The organism is Dechloromonas hortensis, assembly GCF_009469765.1.
In the GTDB taxonomy this organism is placed as follows: domain Bacteria; phylum Pseudomonadota; class Gammaproteobacteria; order Burkholderiales; family Rhodocyclaceae; genus Azonexus; species Azonexus hortensis.
In genome coordinates this window covers 421,682-440,087 of sequence record NZ_SSSQ01000002.1, presented here as the reverse complement: position 1 = coordinate 440,087, position 18,406 = coordinate 421,682, and the positions used below count along the sequence as shown (strand labels likewise).

At 63.9% G+C, this 18,406-nt stretch carries 14 protein-coding genes and 1 tRNA gene; 6 read left to right on the top strand and 9 right to left on the bottom strand.

Translation table 11 applies throughout. From position 1 onward, the window contains the following. Nucleotides 1-6: 6 nt before the first annotated feature. Nucleotides 7-1,221 carry an MFS transporter gene (locus GH663_RS05370; protein WP_153130637.1) on the top strand — a complete coding sequence of 405 codons (1,215 nt, stop codon included), beginning with the start codon at nucleotides 7-9 and terminating at the stop codon, nucleotides 1,219-1,221. Continuing rightward, on the top strand, nucleotides 1,221-1,865 hold the full coding sequence (locus GH663_RS05365; RefSeq protein ID WP_153130636.1) for a DsbA family oxidoreductase: 645 nt from the start codon (nucleotides 1,221-1,223) through the stop codon (nucleotides 1,863-1,865). Before GH663_RS05370 ends, GH663_RS05365 begins: the two co-directional genes overlap by 1 nt. Here the strand turns inward: GH663_RS05365 and GH663_RS05360 are convergent. The 9 genes from GH663_RS05360 to GH663_RS05320 all read right to left on the bottom strand — a co-directional run bounded on the left by GH663_RS05360 (nucleotide 1,842) and on the right by GH663_RS05320 (nucleotide 13,432). After that, on the bottom strand, nucleotides 1,842-2,474 hold the full coding sequence (locus GH663_RS05360) for a response regulator (protein ID WP_153130635.1): 633 nt from the start codon (nucleotides 2,472-2,474) through the stop codon (nucleotides 1,842-1,844). The genes GH663_RS05365 and GH663_RS05360 overlap by 24 nt on opposite strands. Then, nucleotides 2,471-3,541, bottom strand: a complete 1,071-nt coding sequence (locus GH663_RS05355; protein WP_153130634.1) for a PAS domain-containing sensor histidine kinase — start codon at nucleotides 3,539-3,541, stop codon at nucleotides 2,471-2,473. The genes GH663_RS05360 and GH663_RS05355 overlap by 4 nt, the downstream gene beginning before the upstream one ends. 174 nt (nucleotides 3,542-3,715) lie before the next feature. Next, a complete protein-coding gene (locus GH663_RS05350) occupies nucleotides 3,716-5,512 on the bottom strand; it encodes an acyl-CoA dehydrogenase (RefSeq protein ID WP_153130633.1) in 1,797 nt (598 codons plus the stop codon). Between the two features lie 26 nt (nucleotides 5,513-5,538). Beyond that, a complete protein-coding gene (locus GH663_RS05345; RefSeq protein ID WP_153130632.1) occupies nucleotides 5,539-6,738 on the bottom strand; it encodes an acetyl-CoA C-acyltransferase in 1,200 nt (399 codons plus the stop codon). A 22-nt stretch (nucleotides 6,739-6,760) separates the two neighbouring features. Next, nucleotides 6,761-9,157: a 3-hydroxyacyl-CoA dehydrogenase/enoyl-CoA hydratase family protein gene (locus GH663_RS05340; RefSeq protein ID WP_153130631.1), complete on the bottom strand. Its 2,397-nt coding sequence runs from the start codon at nucleotides 9,155-9,157 to the stop codon at nucleotides 6,761-6,763. A gap of 23 nt (nucleotides 9,158-9,180) precedes the next feature. After that, entirely contained in the window at nucleotides 9,181-10,827 is a 1,647-nt protein-coding gene (locus GH663_RS05335) for a fatty acid--CoA ligase (protein WP_153130630.1), read from the bottom strand. Nucleotides 10,828-11,051: 224 nt separating this feature from the next. Then, nucleotides 11,052-11,144, bottom strand: a tRNA-Ser gene (locus GH663_RS05330). A 56-nt stretch (nucleotides 11,145-11,200) separates the two neighbouring features. After that, nucleotides 11,201-12,421, bottom strand: a complete 1,221-nt coding sequence (locus GH663_RS05325; protein WP_066879741.1) for an aspartate kinase — start codon at nucleotides 12,419-12,421, stop codon at nucleotides 11,201-11,203. A gap of 84 nt (nucleotides 12,422-12,505) precedes the next feature. Next, nucleotides 12,506-13,432: a histone deacetylase family protein gene (locus tag GH663_RS05320; RefSeq protein ID WP_066879738.1), complete on the bottom strand. Its 927-nt coding sequence runs from the start codon at nucleotides 13,430-13,432 to the stop codon at nucleotides 12,506-12,508. 119 nt (nucleotides 13,433-13,551) lie between these two features. Here GH663_RS05320 and GH663_RS05315 point away from each other — a divergent pair, with 119 nt between their 5' ends. Genes GH663_RS05315 through mltB form a run of 4 tightly spaced genes read left to right on the top strand, consistent with a single transcriptional unit; the run spans nucleotide 13,552 to nucleotide 18,406 of the window. Continuing rightward, nucleotides 13,552-14,499: an AAA family ATPase gene (locus tag GH663_RS05315; protein ID WP_153130629.1), complete on the top strand. Its 948-nt coding sequence runs from the start codon at nucleotides 13,552-13,554 to the stop codon at nucleotides 14,497-14,499. 6 nt (nucleotides 14,500-14,505) lie between these two features. Next, nucleotides 14,506-15,459 (top strand): DUF58 domain-containing protein, encoded by a 954-nt coding sequence (locus GH663_RS05310; RefSeq protein WP_153130628.1) that lies wholly within the window; start codon nucleotides 14,506-14,508, stop codon nucleotides 15,457-15,459. After that, nucleotides 15,456-17,414: a transglutaminase TgpA family protein gene (locus GH663_RS05305; protein WP_153130627.1), complete on the top strand. Its 1,959-nt coding sequence runs from the start codon at nucleotides 15,456-15,458 to the stop codon at nucleotides 17,412-17,414. The genes GH663_RS05310 and GH663_RS05305 overlap by 4 nt, the downstream gene beginning before the upstream one ends. Beyond that, a complete protein-coding gene (gene mltB, locus GH663_RS05300; protein ID WP_246181514.1) occupies nucleotides 17,411-18,406 on the top strand; it encodes a lytic murein transglycosylase B in 996 nt (331 codons plus the stop codon). Before GH663_RS05305 ends, mltB begins: the two co-directional genes overlap by 4 nt.

Here is an 18,406-nt window from a genome sequence, read left to right as displayed (position 1 = left end):
GCCCCAATGAAGGCGATGCAGCCAGCCGTGCTGATCGTGCTGCTCGCCGTCATGGGGCTGCTCAACTCCCTCGGTTCGGACATTCTGATCCCGGCCCTGCCGGCCATGCGCAGTGATCTGAACATCAGCAGCTGGCAGGCGCAGCAGACCATCTCGCTTTTTTTCTTCGCCAGCGCCTTCATGTCGCTGTGGTACGGTGCGCTGGCCGATGCCTACGGTCGACGGCGTACGATCCTGTTTTCCCTGCTCCTGCTCGCCATTGCGGCGGCGGCCTCGGCTTTTCCGGGCAATATCGAAATGCTGTGGGGGCTGCGCGTTGCGCAAGGCGTCGCCGCCGGTGCCGGCATGGTGGTCAGCCGCTCCATCCTGCACGACCTGCATCACGGCCCGGAAGCCCAGCACCTGCTTGGCCGCATCACCATGCTGCAGACCCTGAGCCTGATCGCGACGCCGGTCATCGGCGCTTGGCTGAGCACACATTTCGGCTGGCGCGCCGTCTTCGTCGCCATGAGTGGAACCGCCTTCATGCTGGCCGCTATCTACTGGCGCTGGCTGCCGGAGACCTTGCCGCAAGAGCGTCGCCTGAGCCTGCACCCGGGGGCGCTGGCCCGCGCCTACCTGCATGCGCTGCGCACGCCGCGTTTCGTCCGGCTGTCGGTGGCCCATGTCGCCAACTGGACGAGCATGGCCATCTACGTCGTCTCGGCCCCGACCATTGTCATTCATCTGCTCGGCAAGGCGGCAACTGAGATCTACCTGATCTACGGCCCGATCACCCTCGGCCTGACTGCCGGTTTCTGGGCTTTTCCCCATCTGCTGCGGCAGCTGAAGGGCGGCCGACTGCTGGCGACCGCCTATCGCGTCCTCGCGCTGGCGGTCGGCCTTAACCTGCTGATCAGCGGCTTGCTGCCTGCTAGTATTTGTGCCGTCCTGCCGCTCTTCGCCTATTCGTTCGGCCTGGCCCTCGCCCTGCCCATCCTGATCGGCGGCGCCATCGAACCCTTGCGGCAGAGCGCCGGGGTCGCCGCCTCGCTGCAGACCTTCCTCCAGTTCACCATGATCGCCCTGGCCGCCGGCCTGATCGCACCGTGGCTCTGGGATTCCCTCTTTACGCTGGCTCTCGGCACCGGTCTGCTCACCCTGATCGGCGGCGGTGCAGTCTATCTCGAACACAAGGCCGGCTTGCCTGCGGCCGCTCCTCACCTGCATTCGGAAACTTGATGACCCCCAACCTGATTATCGAAGTCTATTTCGACCTGATCTGCCCCTGGTGCCTGATCGGCAAACACAATCTCGACACCGCCCTGCAACAGTTCCGGGCGAGCCGGCCGGATATCCGGCCGCGCATCGTCTGGCGCGGTTTGCCGCTGTTGCCGGACACCCCGCTGGCCGGCGAGCCTTATCAGGAATTCTATGTCCGACGCCTCGGCAGCCCGGCCGCGGTCACTGCCCGCCGGGCCCAGGTCAGGGAAGCCGGGCAGTTGGCCGGCATCGACTTCGCGTTCGACGACATTACCGTGCTACCCAATACGCTGGCCGCCCATGCCCTGGTCGAACTGGTCGCCGACAAAGGTGACGAGGCGCGAACGGCGAAGCTGATCGAAGCACTGTTCCAGGCCTACTTCATGGCGGCCCGGGATATCGGCGACGTCTCGGTGCTGCTCGACATCGCCGGCGAATGCGGCATCACAGTCAGCCTGCAGCAACTGGTCGGCGCCAGCGCCAAGGCCAGGCAGGAACAAACTGCAGCCGTTTCCGGCGTGCCCTATTACGTCTTCAATGAGCGCCTCGCGCTGTCCGGCGCCCATCCGCCGGCCACGCTCCGCGAAGTGATCCAGCGTTCAGTCGATGAGTTCGTGTCTTAGGGCGTAGCGCACCAGGTCAGCGTTGCTTTCCAGGCCGAGCTTGGCGAGCAGGCGGGTCCGGTAGGTACTGATGGTCTTGACACTGAGAAACAGCTTTTCACCGATCTCGGTCAGCGACACGCCCTGCACGATCAGGTGCAGGATTTCGATTTCACGCGCACTCAAGCCGAGATGCGGCGCCTGGCTGGCTTCGTGGCGCGGCTTGGTGAGCAGTTGGACGGCGACATTCGGCGAAATGTACTTCCCCCCCGCCGCCGCCGCCCGGATCGCCTGGAGCAGTTCGCCGGCGTCGCGATCCTTAGACAGATAGCCGTTCGCCCCGCCTTCAATGGCGATCAGGGCGTACTGCTCCTCCGGATACATCGACAGCATCAGCACCGGCTGGGTCGGCCACGAGGCGCGGATACGCTTCAGGGTTTCCAGTCCGCTGCGCCCCGGCATGTTGATGTCGAGCAGGACGACCGAGTATTTGCCGGCCTGCAGCAGGTCAATGACTTCCTGACCATTGGCCGCTTCGCCGGAAACGCGCATGTCGTGTTCATCGGAGAGCAGGCGGCGCATGCCGCTGCGAAAAATGGCATGGTCGTCGGCGATCAGGACATCGATCATTGATTCAGCTCCAGGGGAATGCACAGGGAAATGCGGGTGCCGCAAGCGTTGGCGCCATCGCCAACGGTCAAAGTGCCGCCCAGTTCGCGTGCCCGTTCGGCCATGCCGACCAGGCCGATACTTTTGCCGGTCCGGTTGCTGTGGACCAGGCCCTGCCCGTCATCGACGATGTCGAGATGCAGTTCGCCATCTTCGGCCGCCAGGCTGACTTCGACCCGGTGCGCCTTGGCGTGTCTGGCGATATTGGTCAGCGCCTCCTGGAAGATCCGGTAGATGGCGGTGGCGCTACTCTGCGACAACTCGACATCAAAATGCCCGGGAGACAGCGTGGCAGAAATTTCAGTCCGCTCCGAAAACTGGCGCAGGGCCGATTGCAGCGCGGCGTGCAGGCCGAGATGATCGAGGATGCCCGGTCGCAGGTCTTCGGAAATCTGGCGGACGGCCGCAATACTCTCCTGGACCAGGCCAAGCAGATCATCGACGATGCCGGTGACCTCCGGATCATCGACCCGCCGGTTGATACGCTGGATATCCAGCTTCATCGAGGTCAAGATGCCGCCAACCACGTCATGCAGTTCGCGGGCGATCCGAGAACGCTGTTCCTCACGCATGGTGTTGATATAACGGGCCAGTTCGCGCAGCCGTTCGCGCGATGCCTGCAAGTCTTCCTGCTGGCGAACCTGCTCGGTAATGTTGATGCCGACACCGACTACCGCCGGGCGGCCACGAAAATCCAGGCTGGAACCGTGCACTTCGAGGTGCACCAGGCTGCCGTTCTTATGCACACCCCGGGTCGTAAAACGGATGCTCGGCCGCTCGCCACTGACCCGCAAATGATAGTTGCCGACCACCTGCTGCAGGCAATCCGGCGCCACCAGATCCTTCAGGTGCATGCCGGTCAGCTCCTCAGCGCTATAGCCGAACATGCCTGCAAAGGTGGCGTTGGAATACTGGAAGACCTCGTCCTGGATCACGTAGATGCCGGCCAGGGATTGCTCGACCAGCCCGCGAAAGGGGATTTCCTCCATCGTTCCGTCATCCATCGCTGCGTCTTCCTCGATCATCATCAGCCAACCTGTATTACAAGCCCTTCATCCGGTGCGCACAAGGCAAACAAACAAAAAAAGAGGGGGAAACCTCCCCCTCGAAAGCGATGCCGGCAAAAGCGCCCTTCACTTTTGCCCCACCCGCAGAGTGAACCTGGCGGCAACAGCGCGAGACCTTTCGCACTGTGCCAGCCCTTAATCGAACAAATCGTTGCCGATATCCTTGATCGCCAGATCGCGGGCCATTACGGTCTGCGCCCAGGCTTCAGCCTGCGGCAGCAGCTGGTCGGCGTAGAAACGGGCGGTGGCGATCTTGTTGCGATAGAAGCGCGGGTCGCCCTCGCCGCTGTCGAGACGCGCCGCCGCGGCCAGCGCCGCCTTGCCCATCAGCCAGCCGCCACAGACGGCGACGGCGATGTTCAGGTAGGGTACAGCTGCGGTCAACACCCCGGAAACGGCAGTTTTCGCGTTGCCGGCCAGCCATTCGGTCGCTTCCGCCCAGGCTTTCAGGCTGCGGTTGAGGCGCTGGCCGATGGCCTGCAGCTCCGGCTTGCCGGTGTCGCCGAGGGCCTTGGCAGTGGCGTAGATTTCGGCAAAGAGCACCTTGGCGGTGGCGCTCTGGTCGCGCATCAGTTTACGGAAGATCAGGTCGTTGGCCTGGATGGCCGTGGTGCCTTCGTAAATCGTCGTAATCCGCGAATCGCGCCAGTGCTGGGCGGCACCGGTTTCCTCGATGAAACCCATGCCACCATGGATCTGGATGCCGAGCGAAGCGACATCGATGCCCATTTCGGTACCGCCGCCCTTGACGATGGGGATCAGGAACTCGGCCAGGTAAAGGTCCTTCTTTTTCTGTGCCGGGTCGGTGCCGGCATGGGCTCGGTCAAGCAGGCCGGCCGTGTAGTACGTGATGGCCCGGCAGGCCTCGACGCGTGACTTCATCAGCATCAACATGCGCCGGACATCGGGGTGATGATCAATCGTGACCAGCGCCTCGCCAGTCACCGCATCGCGGCCCTGCTTGCGTTCGCGGGCATAGGCGAGCGCCTGCTGGTAGGCGCGTTCGCCGATGGCGACACCCTGCAGGCCGACGCCCATGCGCGCCTCGTTCATCATGATGAACATGTACTCGAGGCCGCGGTTGGCTTCGCCGAGCAGATAACCGACGGCACCGCCGTTGTCGCCGAAGGCCAGGACGCAGGTCGGGCTGGCGTGGATGCCGAGCTTGTGCTCGATGGAGACACAATGCGCGTCATTGCGGGCACCAAGCGAGCCATCGGCATTGACCAGGAATTTCGGCACCAGGAACAGCGAGATACCCTTCACGCCAGCCGGCGCATCCGGCAGCCGGGCGAGCACGAGATGGACGATGTTGTCCGTCATGTCGTGGTCGCCGTAGGTGATGAAGATCTTCTGGCCGAAGACGCGGTAGCTGCCGTCAGCCTGCGGCTCGGCGCGGGAGCGGATCAGTGCCAGATCGGAGCCGGCATTCGGCTCGGTCAGGTTCATCGTGCCGGTCCACTCGCCGGTGATCATCTTTTCCAGGAAGGTCGCCTTCAGTTCATCGCTGGCGCAGGTCAGCAGCGCCGCGACGGCACCGCCGGTGAGCATCGGGCCGAGCGAGAAGGACAGGTTGGCCGAGGCCGCCATCTCCTTGACGGCGATGCCGAAAGTTTCCGGCAACCCCTGGCCGCCGAATTCCGCCGGCGAGGCCAGGCCATTCCAGCCGCCGTCGCAGAAAGCCTTGTAGGCCTCCTTCCAGCCAGCGGGCGTGATCACGCCATTGGGTCCGAGCTTGCAGCCCTGGGTATCACCAATGCGGTTGAGCGGCGCCAGTACCTCGCCGGTGAAGCGGGCCGCCTCTTCCAGCACGGCATCGGCCAGATCGGGGGTCGCTTCTTCGTAGCCCGGCAGGCGGGCAATGGTGGCCAGGCCGACAATCTCATCCATCACAAATCGCATGTCCCGAACCGGGGCCTTGTAATCGCTCATGCTGTTATCTCCTTTTATTATCTCGTTCAAATACGTTCGAAAATGCCGGCGGCGCCCATGCCGGTGCCGATGCACATGCTGACCAGGCCATACTTGCCGCCGCTGCGGCGCATGCCGTGCAGCAAGGTCGCCGTGCGGATGGCGCCGGTGGCGCCGAGCGGGTGGCCGAGGGCGATGGCGCCGCCCAACGGGTTGATGCGCGCCGGGTCGAGGTCGAGATGCTTGATCACGGCCAGGGCCTGCGCCGCAAAGGCTTCGTTCAGTTCGATCCAGTCGAGATCCTGCTGGCGGATGCCGACCTGGGCCAACACCTTGGGAATCGCCACGATCGGGCCGACGCCCATGATCTCGGGCGCCACACCGCCGACGGCATAACCGGCAAAGCGGGCGAGCGGGGTCAGGTTGTGTTCCTTCAATATTCTTTCCGAAACCAGCATCACGGCGCCGGCGCCATCCGACATCTGCGAGGCGTTGCCCGCCGTCACCGAGCCTTTGGCATGGAAAACCGGGCGCAGCTTGCCGAGCTTCTCAACCGAGATGTCGGCGCGCGCCCCTTCGTCGTTCTCCGGCGTGCGCTGGCGCTGGCGAACCTCGCCGCTCGTCAGATCCGGCAAATGATCGCAGACGGCATACGGCGAAATTTCCGCCTTGAAATGGCCGGCGGCAATCGCCGCGCAAGCCTTGCGATGCGAAGCTTCGGCGAAGGCATCCTGCTCGTCGCGGCTGATCGACCACTCCTGCGCGACCTTCTCGGCGGTCAGGCCCATGCCGTAGGCGATGCCGAGGTTTTCGTCGCCGCTGAACAGCGCCGGATTCGGCATGACCTTGTTGCCCATGATGTTGGACATGGCGCTCATCGACTCGGTGCCGGCAGCGATCATCACGTCGGCCAGGCCGAGGCGGATTTGGTTGGCGGCATCGGCCACGGCCTGCAGGCCGGAGGAGCAGAAACGGTTGATGGTGATGCCCGGCACGGTATCCGGCAGGCCGGCCAGCAAGGCGCCGATGCGGGCGATATTCATGCCCTGCTCAGCCTCGGGAATGGCGCAGCCGACGATGACGTCGCCGATCAGCGCCGGATCGACGCCCGGCACCTGGGCGACGACGGCACGGATGGCATGGGCCAGCATGTCGTCCGGGCGGACGTTCCTGAACATGCCATTGCGCTTGGCGACCGGCAGGCGGGTGGCGGCGACGATGTAGGCGTCTTGAATCTGTCTATTCATGGTTTGTCTCTCTTTGCACCGGTCAGTTGCGCAGCGGCTTGCCGGTTTCGAGCGTGTGCTTGATCCGGGCCTGGGTTTCGGGGTTCTTCAGCAGGCCGACGAACAGGCGGCGCTCGACGGCGAGCAGCCATTCCTCGTCGACCAGGCTGCCGGCATCGATCTCACCGCCGCACAGCGCGACGGCCGCCGCCCTCGCCACCTGGTAGTCGTAGGCCGAGATCATGCCGCCATCGCGCATGTTGACCAGCGTCATCTCCAGCGTCGCGATGCCGGCCCGGCCGGCCACCGGAATGCCCCGCGCCATCGGTTTCGGGGCATAGCCGGCCTCGGCCAGCGCCCGTGCTTCGCGGATGGCGACGTAGAGCAGTTCATCGGGATGGAACAGGATGGTGTCGGTCGCCTGGGCAAAACCATAATCGACCGCTTCATGCGCGCTCTTCGAAACCTTGGCCGTGGCTATGTTCATGAACACCGGCTGCAGGAAAGCCATCAACTCGTTCGGCGTCGCCGTGCGGCCGGCCCAGGCGGCCGCCTGCAGCACGAATTCCTTGCTGCCACCGCCGGCCGGAATCAGGCCGACGCCGACCTCGACCAAACCGACATAGCTTTCCAGCGCCAGCACCCGGCGCGCCGCATGCAGCGCAAACTCGCAACCGCCGCCCAGGGCCATGCCCTGAACTGCCGCGACCACCGGGACCTGGGCATACTTGATGGCCAGCGCCGTGCGCTGGAAGGCTTCGACATACGTTTCGAGCAGCGCGAAATCGCCCTTGGCAACCACCTCGCCGACCTGGGCCAGATTGGCCCCGACGGCAAAAGGTGCCTGATGCCAGATCACCAAACCGGCCAGGCTGGCTTCCGCCTGGCTGATCGCTGCCATCAGGCCGCTAACCACTTCGCTGCCGATGGTGTGCATCTTGGTCTTGAAGGAAATGATGCCAATCCCGGCGTCGACCGCCGGCATCGTCCACAGACGCACGCCGTCGTTTTCATACAGCGTCTCGCCGGCCTGTTCCGGGCCGACGCCACCGGCGCCGAGCACCCGTTCGGGGAACAGCTGGCGCCGATAGACCGGCAGCGTCGACGGCGCGACATAGACCTGGCGGCGGGCCGACCACGAACCGGCCGCCGTATGCACGCCATCGCGCCCATCCAGCACCCAGGCTGGCAAGGGTGCGGCACTCATCGTCAGGCCGGCGGCGATGTCGGCCGCGATGCCTTGGGCGATCTCGGACCACCCCGCCGCCTGCCAGGTTTCGAACGGCCCTTGCGTCCAGCCGAAGCCCCAGCGCATGGCAAAATCGAGATCGCGGGCGTTGTCGGCGACCGACTCGAGTTGCACCGCCGCATAGTGGAAAACATCGCGGAAGATCGCCCACAGGAAGCGCGCCTGCGGATCCTGCGAAGCACGCAGGGCGGCGAAGCGGACGGCCGGGTTCTTTTCCTGCAGGATGGCAGCCACTTCGGCACTCACTTCGCCGGCCGAAGGCCGGTAATCCTGCTGGCCCAAGTCAAGGACATGAATTTCCTTGCCGACCTTGCGGAAGATACCGCCCTTGGTTTTCTGACCAAGGGCTCCTTTTTCGATCAGCTGATCGAGCCAGGTCGGTGCCTGGAAATGGCTGTGCCAGGGATCGTCCGGCAAGGTGTTCTGCATCGTCCGCACGACATGGGCCAGGGTATCGAGGCCGACGACATCGGCCGTGCGATAGGTGGAGCTCTTCGGGCGGCCGATTTTCGGGCCGGTCAGCGCGTCGACCGTGTCGAAGCCGAGATCGAAGCGCTGCGTGTGGTGCATCACCGCCAGAATCGAGAAGACGCCGATCCGGTTGGCAACGAAATTCGGGGTATCGAGCGCCCGCACGACGCCCTTGCCGAGCCGCGAAGTGAGCCAGGTTTCCAGCGCATCGAGGGTGGCGGCATCGGTCGTCTCGGTGCCGATGATTTCGACCAGGCGCATGTAGCGCGGCGGATTGAAGAAATGGATGCCGCAGAAACGCGGCCGGACAGCGGCCGGCAAGCCTTGGGCCAGCGCGTTGATCGACAGGCCCGAGGTATTCGAGGCGATGATTGCGGTCGACGACAAAAACGGGGCGATTTTGGCGTAGAGGTCGTTCTTCCAGTCCATGCGCTCGGCGATCGCCTCGATGATCAGGTCACAGCCGGCGAGCAAATGCAGATGCTCGTCGTAATTGGCCGCATCGATCTGCTTGAGCACCGCCCGGTTGGCCAGCGGCGCCGGGTCGAGCTTCTTCAGGCCGTCGAGCGCCTTCCTGACGATGCCGTTCTTGTCGCCTTCCCTGGCGGCGAGGTCGAACAGGACGACCGGCACGCCGGCATTGGCGAGGTGCGCCGCAATCTGCGCCCCCATCACGCCGGCCCCGAGGACGGCGGCTTTCTTCACATGCAACTGGCTCACTTGAAACTCCCGAAAAACGTCAGTCAAACCGCGATTTCTTCGCGAATGGCCTTCTTGTTGATCTTGCCGACACTGGTCCGCGCCAGCGACTGGACGAAACGCACCTGGTCGGGCACGGCATAGCGCGAGACGTGGCCGGTTTCGGCAAATTTCATCACGTGAGCCTTGATCTCATCGACCGAAGCGCTCAGCCCTTCCTTGAGAACGATCAGCGCCATCGGCCGCTCACCCCATTTGTCGTCCTTGACGCCGATCACGGCGACTTCATTGACCGCCGGGTGCTGCGAGACGATGTTTTCCACTTCCAGCGACGACACCCACTCGCCACCGGTCTTGATCACATCCTTCAGGCGGTCGGTCACCTGCAGGCAGCCCTTGGCGTCAATGACGCCGATATCGCCGGTATGCAGGTGGCCGCCTTCCCAGAGGTCCTCGGAAGCCGCCGGATTGTTCAGATAGCCCATGGTCAGCCACGGCGCACGGACGACAATCTCGCCGGCGCTCTTGCCGTCACGCGGCGTATCGACCATGTCGCCATCGACGGTATGCAGATCGACGAGCGGAATCGGGTAGCCGGTCTTGATGCGCTGGTCGGCCTGGACGTCGAGCTCGGCCTCGGCCATCTCGGACGGCAGGCGGGCGATGGTCAGGATCGGGCAGGTTTCCGACATGCCGTAGCCGGCAAAGACGTCAATGCCACGGGCCAGCGCCATCGCCGCCATGCCTTTGGGGAAGGCGGCGCCGCCGATGATGACTTTCCAGTTCGAGAAATCGACATCCTTGGCAACACTGCTCGACAGCAGCATGTGCAGGATGGTCGGCACGCAGTGCGAGAACGTCACCTTCTCGTTGTGGATGTACTGGGCCAGCGTATCCGGCGCATAGCGCCCCGGATAAACCTGCTTCACGCCAAGCATGGTGGCGATGTAGGGCAGCCCCCAGGCATGGACGTGGAACATCGGGGTGATCGGCATGTACACGTCGTCGCGATGTAGCCGCCCCTGCCCCGGCGCCGTGCCGAGATGGGCTGCCACCGCCAGGGTGTGCAGCACGAGTTGGCGATGGCTGAAGTAGACCCCCTTCGGCAAGCCGGTCGTGCCCGTAGTGTAGAAAGTCGTGGCCCGCGTGTTTTCGTCGAAGTCCGGGAAGTCGTAGCTGGCCGATTCGGCGGCCAGCAAAGCCTCGTACTCACCAGCGTAGGGCACCTTGAACGACGCGAGATCGGCGCCGTCGTCGCTGATCAGGATGAATTTCTTCACCGTTTCCAGCTGGTCCTTGATGATCGACAGCATCGGGATGAACTCGGCGTTCACCAGCACGACATCAGCCTTGGCGTGGTTCAGCGTGTACAAGATCTGTTCCGGCGAGAGCCGAATATTCACCGTCTGCAGCACCGCGCCCATCATCGGTACGGCGAAGAAACATTCCAAATAGCGATGACTGTCCCAGTCCATCACTGCGACCGTGTTACCGGCGGCGACGCCCTGGCGAGTCAGCGCATTGGCCAGGCGGCCAATCCGCTGGGAAAGGTCGCGGTAGGTCAGGCGACACTTGTCGCGATAGACGATTTCCTGATCGAGCGACGTGGCCAGCGGGGTGTGCAGGAGCTGCTTGATGAGCAGCGGATAGGTATAGGCTGACGGGGTAACCGCTACGGAATCGAATGCCATTTTTGTCTCCTCGGATTCATTGGTGATATCTCGGGGAGTAAAGATAGACAAACGGCGTGACCAGCGAAGTCAGAAACTTCCCGACTCCGGGTAGGAAAATTCTGAAACGGCTCAAGTCTTCGTTTTCAGCACAGCGGAACCATAGACCCAAAAAGAAAAACCCCGCCTAGCTTGCGCTGTGCGGGGTCATCTAATTCGTTGCCGGCAGGTTTCACCAAACATTTTGGCGGAGACGAAGGGATTCGAACCCTTGATGCAGGTTTTGCCCGCATGCTCCCTTAGCAGGGGAGTGCCTTCGACCTCTCGGCCACGTCTCCGTTCCTGCCTTCAACGAGGCGCGGATGATATAGCCTCCGCGCCGTTTGGTCAAACCTTACTGATCAAGACCGAAAGTACGGTGCAGCACGCGGACGGCCAGTTCCAGATATTTCTCGTCGAGAACGACGGAAATCTTGATCTCGGAGGTCGAGATCATCTGGATGTTGATGCCTTCGTCAGCCAGCGCCTTGAACATCTGGCTGGCGACGCCCGGGTGCGAGCGCATGCCGACGCCGACGGCGGAGACCTTGCAGATCTTGTTGTCGCCGGTCACTTCACGAGCGCCCAGCTTGGCCTTGACGCCTTCGAGGATGCCCTGTGCCTTGGCGAATTCGCCGCGGTTGACGGTGAAGGAGAAATCGGTGGTGCCGTCGTGGCCGACGTTCTGGATGATCATGTCGACGTCGATGTTGGCGTCGGCGATGGCGCCCAGGATCTGGTAGGCGATGCCCGGGGTGTCCGGTACGCCGAGCATGGTCAGCTTGGCTTCGTCGCGATTGAAAGCGATCCCGGAGATGATCGGTTGTTCCATGTTCTTGTCTTCCTCAACAGTGATCAGCGTGCCTTCCCCTTCGTCCTGGAAGCTGGAAAGAACGCGCAGTTTGACCTTGTACTTGCCGGCGAATTCGACCGAGCGGATCTGCAGCACCTTGGAGCCGAGGCTGGCCATTTCCAGCATTTCCTCGAAGGTGATGGTATCGAGCTTCTTGGCTTCCGGCACGACACGCGGGTCGGTGGTGTAGACGCCATCGACGTCGGTATAGATCTGGCACTCGTCGGCCTTCAGCGCGGCGGCCAGCGCCACGCCCGAGGTATCAGAACCGCCACGACCGAGCGTCGTGATGTTGCCATGCTCGTCGACGCCCTGGAAACCGGCGACAACCACGACATGGCCGGCATCGAGATCGCGCCGCATGTTGGATTCGTCGATCGACAGGATGCGCGCCTTGGTGTGCGTGCTGTCGGTCAGCACCTTGACCTGGCCGCCGGTGTAGCTCTTGGCCTTGCAGCCGATATCCATCAGCGCCATGGAGAGCAGGCCGGTGGTGACCTGTTCGCCGGTGGACATGATGGCATCCAGCTCGCGCGGATCGGGGTTGGCCTGAACTTCCTTGGCCAGCGCGATCAGCTTGTTGGTTTCACCGCTCATCGCAGAGACAACCACCACCACCTGATGGCCCTGGGCCTGGAACTTGGCAATACGCTTGGCGACGTTCTTGATGCGCTCGGGATTACCGACCGAAGTGCCGCCGTATTTCTGAACAATCAACGCCATGGATTTGTCCGGTTAAACGTTGGAAACATGAAAAAGAGCGCGGGATTTTACCTCACCCGGCACTTTTTCCGAAGAAAACGAATTTCAGAGATCGCCCAGAACGCGCAAATGGGCGCCAACGCTGCGCGCCAGCGAGGTCATGACATAGCCACCTTCGAGCATGGAAACGATGCGCTTGTCGCACATTTCGGCAGCCAGCTTTTTCAGGTGCTCGGTGCACCAGGCGAAATCCTTCTCGACCAGCTTGAGGCCGCCCATGTCGTCCTCGTAATGGCCGTCGAAACCGGCCGAGATGAAGATCATCTGCGGCTTGAATTCCTTGAGGCGCGGCGTCCACACCTGCAGCACGGCATCACGGAACTCTTCGCCGCCGGAACCGGCGGCCAGCGGCACGTTGCACATGTTGGCGGCGGGCTTGTCGGCGCCGCTGTAGGGGTAGAACGGGTGCTGGAAAATGCTGCACATCAGGACCTGTTCGTCACCGGCAAAACAGTCTTCGGTACCGTTGCCGTGGTGCACGTCGAAGTCGATGATGGCGACGCGCTCCAGACCATGTGCCTTGATGGCATGGCGGGCGGCAACCGCGATGTTGTTGAAGAAACAGAAGCCCATCGGGTTGGCTTTTTCGGCATGGTGGCCGGGCGGGCGGACCGCGCAGAAAGCGTTTTCGACCTCCTTGTTGACGACCAGGTCGACCGCCAGGCAACCGGCCCCCGCAGCGCGCAGTGCGGCCTGCCAGGTATGCGGATTCATCGCGGTATCGGGATCGAGATGGACGACGCCGAGCTCCGGCGAGGCGCGCTTGATGCGTTCAAGATGCGAGGCCGGATGGACGCGCAACAACTGCTCGAAAGTGGCCAGCGGCGCATCGTAATAAACAAAATAGGCATCGATGCCCTGGGCAATCAGGTGATCGTTGATGGCGGTAAGACGTTGCGGGCATTCCGGGTGATGCGACCCCATGTCGTGCAACTGGCAGTCGCGATGGGTTATGAAGGCAGTGGTTGTCACTTGTTCTCTCTCTCCGAGCCGGCGCGCCAGGCGGCGCACGTCGAAATGTCATTATCGTCCGATTCAGCGCGCTGCTTCAAGCATTAGAATCGGTTTGACAGATTTTGTGAGACTTGACGATGCTCGGAAGCAAACTATCCATTCTCGCGGGCCACCCGCGCCCCCTCGACGGCGTCCTGGCCGCTGCCGGCCGGGTCATTCTCGGCAAGGACACCGAAATTCGCCAGGCGCTGGCCTGCCTGCTGGCCGGCGGACATCTGCTGATCGAAGACCTTCCCGGCATGGGCAAAACGACACTGGCCCACGCCCTGGCCCGGCTGCTCGGCCTGCAGTTTTCGCGCATCCAGTTCACCAGCGACCTGCTGCCGGCCGACATTACCGGCGTCTCCATCTTCGACCGCGAGAAAAGCGAATTCCGTTTTCTGCCCGGTCCGGTCTTCGCCCAACTGGTGCTGGCCGACGAGATCAACCGCGCCACGCCGAAAACCCAGAGCGCGCTGCTTGAAGCGATGGAGGAAGGTCAGGTGACCAGCGAGGGCCAGACCCGCGATCTGCCGCGCCCCTTCTTCGTCATCGCGACGCAAAACCCGGCCCATCAGATCGGCACCTTTGCGCTGCCCGAGTCGCAGCTCGATCGCTTCCTGATGCGCATCGAACTCGGCTACCCGGAGCGCAGCGCCGAGCGTGCCCTGCTTGCCGCCGGCAGTCAGCGCGTGCAGGCCGATCAATTACCGGCCCAACTCAGCGCCGACGACCTGCCCGCCCTGCAGCGGGAAGTGGCCGGCATTCATGCCGCCGAGCCGCTGATCGATTACGTTCAGGCGCTGATCGACGCCACCCGGCAGAACCCGGCGTTCCAGCACGGCCTGTCGCCCCGCGCCGGGCTGGCCTTGCTCGCCGCCGCACGCGCCTGGGCCTGGCTGAGTGGCCGCGACATGGTGCTGCCCGACGATGTCCAGGCTGTCCTGCCGGCCGTTGCCCGCCATCGGCTGCGCTCGGCCCAGGGCGGCGGTTACGCCAGCGCCGAGGAGATCGCCCTGTTGATCCGCAGCGTCGCCATCCCCTGATCTGCCGTGGGCATTTTCGCAACCCTGAAGCAGCAGCTTTTCCGCTGGCAAAGTGACGGCAGCGCCCCCTTCCGGCTCTGCCAGCGGCGCATCTTCATCATCCCGTCGCGCGGCGGCCTGCTCTTCGCACTGGCCCTGATCGTCATGCTGCTCGGGGCGATCAACTACACGCTCGCCCTCGGCCACGCGCTGGTTTTCCTGCTCGCCGGACTGGGCCTGACCGGCATGGTGCATACCTTTCGCAACCAGTATGGCATGCTGATCACGCCGGGCCGCTGCGAGCCGATTTTTGTCGGCGAAACCGCCCTCTTCCAGCTGACGCTGGGCAATGACCGCAGCTCCCCGCGCCTGGCGCTGGAACTGGGTGTCGAAGAAGGCAAAACGGTGATGGCTGCGGTCGACGCCCTGGAAAGCACAAAAATCGCCATTCCGGTCACGGCAACACGGCGCGGCTGGCTGGCGCTGCCCAGGGTGAAGCTGTCCACCCGCTATCCGCTCGGCCTGTTCTACGCCTGGTGCTACCTGCAGCCGGCCATGCGCTGCCTGGTGTACCCGCAACCGCTAGCCTCGCCGCTGCCCGCCGTCAGCTCGACACCCAATCCCGGCGAAAGGAGCGGCGATGGCGGCCAGGAGGATTTCGCCGGTTTTCGCGAACGCCAGCCCGCCGACTCGCCGCGCCACGTCGCCTGGAAAGCCAGCGCCCGCGACACCGGCAACCGCCCCTTGCTGATCAAGCAATTCGCCGGCGGCGGCCAGCTTGAACTGCAACTGGACTGGGCGCTGACCGATCCGGCGCAAAGCACGGAAAGCCGCCTCTCCATCCTCTGCGGCTGGGTGCTGGCCGCCGAAGCGGCGGGCGCCCGCTACGCCCTCCACCTGCCCGACCGGCAGATCCCGCCCGGTGGCGGCGAACAACAGCGCCAGCGCTGTCTCGAAGCCCTCGCCCTCGTACAGCCATGAGCACGCCCGCCAGCCAGGCCCTGGATCGGACAGCCGTGCCTTGGCTATTTGCCGCCGCCCTTGTCACCACGCTGCCGCACTTCGCCCACCAGGCGGCCTGGCTCAGCCTGCTTACCGGCCTCACCTTTGCCTGGGGGGCCTGGCTGTGGTGGAAGGACCAACGCCTGCCCGGGCGGTGGCTGCTGATCCTGCTGGTCATCGCTGCCTGCAGCAGCATCTTTGTCGAATTCCGCACCCTCTTCGGGCGCGATGCCGGCGTTGCCATGCTGGTCATTTTCATGGCCATGAAACTGCTCGAACTGAAAAGCCGGCGCGACGGCATGGTCGTCGTCACGCTCGGCTACTTCCTGCTACTGACCCATTATTTCTATTCGCAGAGCATTCCGACCGGACTCTGGCTACTCCTGGCCATGTGGCTGGTCACCGCCACCCTGATCCGACTGCACGGCGGCCCGGCCAGCACGCTGCGGGCGACGCTGCGTTACGCTGCCCTACTCAGCCTGCAAGCGGTTCCCTTCATGCTGGTGCTCTACCTGCTCTTTCCACGGATCTCCGGCCCGCTCTGGGGCTTGCCGCAGGATGCCCATGCCGGCAAGACCGGCCTGTCGGAAACGATGTCGCCGGGCAGCATCGCCAATCTCGCACAAAGCGCCGAGATCGCCTTTCGCGTCCGCTTCGACGGGCCGTTGCCGCCCAGGGAAAAGCTCTACTGGCGTGGCCCGGTCATGGAACAGTTCGATGGCACTAGCTGGCGCCCCTTTCCCGGCCGCCACGTTGCCGAGCGCGTCGAAGTCATTTCATCGCCGATCGGCTATGAAACCACGCTCGAAGCCCACAACCAGCGCTGGCTACTGGCCCTCGACGCCCCGACCGGACTGCCGGCGGAAAGTGCCCTGAACGGCACGTTGACCGCAGGAGTCCGCCAGCCGATCACCCAGCGCCAGCGCTTTCGTCTGGCCGCCAGCCTCGACTACCGTTTCAACGCCAGCGAAGACAGCGCGGTGTTGCGCCGCAACCTGCAACTGCCGGCCGGTCGCAACCCACAGTCACATGCCCTGGCCAGACAATGGCAGGCCAGCGAAAAAACACCCGCTGCAATTATTGCCAAGGCGATCGCTCTGTTCGGCAGCCGCGATTTCGCCTACACGCTGCAACCGCCGCTGCTTGGCGACAACAGCATCGATCAGTTCCTGTTCCAGACCAAACGCGGCTTCTGCGAGCACTACGCCGCCGCCTTCGTCGTGCTGATGCGGGCCGCCGGCATTCCGGCCCGTGTCGTCGGCGGCTACCAGGGCGGCGAAGCCAATCCGCTCGACGGCTATCTGGTCGTCCGCCAGTCCGACGCCCATGCCTGGGCCGAAGTCTGGCTCGAGGCCAGGGGCTGGGTACGGGTTGACCCGACCGCCGTTGTCGCCCCGGCCCGTATCGAAACCGGTATTGCCGACGCCCTGCCCGCCGGCGAACCCTTGCCGGCCCTGATCCAGCTGCGGGCCGACTGGCTGCGCGACATGCGCCACCGCTGGGAGGCCATCAACAATGCCTGGAACCAGCAGATTCTCGGCTACGACCCGCAGCGCCAGCGCGAACTGCTGACCCGGCTCGGCCTGCCCGACACCGACTGGGGCAGTCTGGCCATCGCCCTCGGCCTGGCCTGCGGCCTGCTGCTCGTCGCCATCACCGGCTGGACCCTGTACCAAAGGCCACGCCGCGACCCGGCGACTCGACTTTGGCATAAGGCCTTGCGACAGTTGGCGCGAAGACAAGTAAACTGTGCCCCCTGGGAAACGCCGCTGGCCATCGCCCGCCGCGTGGACGCGGAAAGGCCGGAACTGGCCGAGGCTTTCCGCCGCGTCGCCGACGCCTACCTGCAGGCCCGCTACGGTAGACCAACGAATAATCTGAAGAATCTGAAGAATCTGCGCGAGGCACTCGCGCAACTGCCCCGATGGAGATGAACTTGAAGCACACCTTTGCCGCCCTCGTTTGCGCGGCCTTGACCAGCCTGAACTGCGCCGCGCAGACCCCGCCCAGCTTCGCCAGCGAACAGGCGGTCATCGATTTCGCCCGCGACCTCGAACAGCGCCAGGATTTCAATGCCGACGAACTGCTCGCCCAATTCGCGCAAACCCGCCCGAACAACAAGGTCCTGCAACTGATCAAGCCACCGACGTCGCCGCTGCAACGCTCCTGGGAACGCTACCGGCCGCGCTTCCTGAATGAGCGCCGGATCGACGGCGGCGTCCGCTTCTGGCAGGAGAACCAGGCCAAGCTGGCGCGGGCCCGCGCGCTGTATGGCGTGCCGGAGGAAATCATCGTCGCCATCATCGGCGTCGAAACCGAATACGGTCGCAACACCGGCGGCTTCCGCGTTCTCGAAGCACTGGCGACGCTGGCTTTCCATTACCCGCCGCGGGCCGAGTTTTTCCGCACCGAACTCGAGCAGTTCCTGCTCCTCGCCCGTGAAAACAATCTCGACCCATTGGCGGTCAAGGGATCGTTTGCCGGTGCAATCGGTATTCCGCAATTCATGCCGGGCAGCCAGCGCCGCTACGCCGTCGATTTCGACGGCGACCAGCGCGTCGACCTCAGCAATAGCGTCGATGACGCCATCGGCAGCGTCGGCCGCTTTCTCGAACAACATGGCTGGCAGGCCGGGCAAGGCATCGCCTTGCCGGCGAGCAGCCAGGGCGAGCCGGAGCGCAGCCTGCTCGAAGCCGGCCTCCGCCCCAGCCTGAAAGTCGCCGAACTGAGTAGCAAAGGGGTGATCAGCGATGCCGACCCAGCCACTACCGTGGCGCTGATCGATCTCGTCTCGCCGGGTCGGGAGACGGAATACTGGCTCGGCTTCGACAACTTTTACGTCATTACCCGCTACAACCGTTCCAGCTTCTACGCGATGTCTGTCTTCCAGCTGGCCGAGGAAATCCGCAAGCGAATGCTGCGGTAA